General features: G+C 43.4%; 1 protein-coding gene. It reads left to right on the forward strand.

Annotated features, from left to right (window positions below):
- Positions 1-235 (forward strand): Ig-like domain-containing protein (locus KA814_RS02880; RefSeq protein ID WP_245335664.1); only part of this gene is annotated, 235 nt, incomplete at both ends.

Here is a 235-nt window from a genome sequence, read left to right on the forward strand (position 1 = left end):
ACCAGGCTCAACGGTTACAGTAACGTTCCCAGACGGAACAACGGCAACAGGTACTGCAGACAGTGAAGGCAACTATACGATTGAAATTCCATCAGATGTAGATTTAGAAGGTGGAGAACCAATCAAAGTTGTAGCTACAGATAAAGATGGCAACAAATCAGAAGAAGTGACGAAAACAGTTAAAGACAAAACAGCGCCAACATCACCAACGGTGAACGGAGTAACAAGCGAAGAT

It is taken from the genome of Staphylococcus sp. GDY8P196P, from assembly GCF_017891705.1.
Classification (GTDB): Bacteria; Bacillota; Bacilli; order Staphylococcales; family Staphylococcaceae; genus Staphylococcus; species Staphylococcus ureilyticus.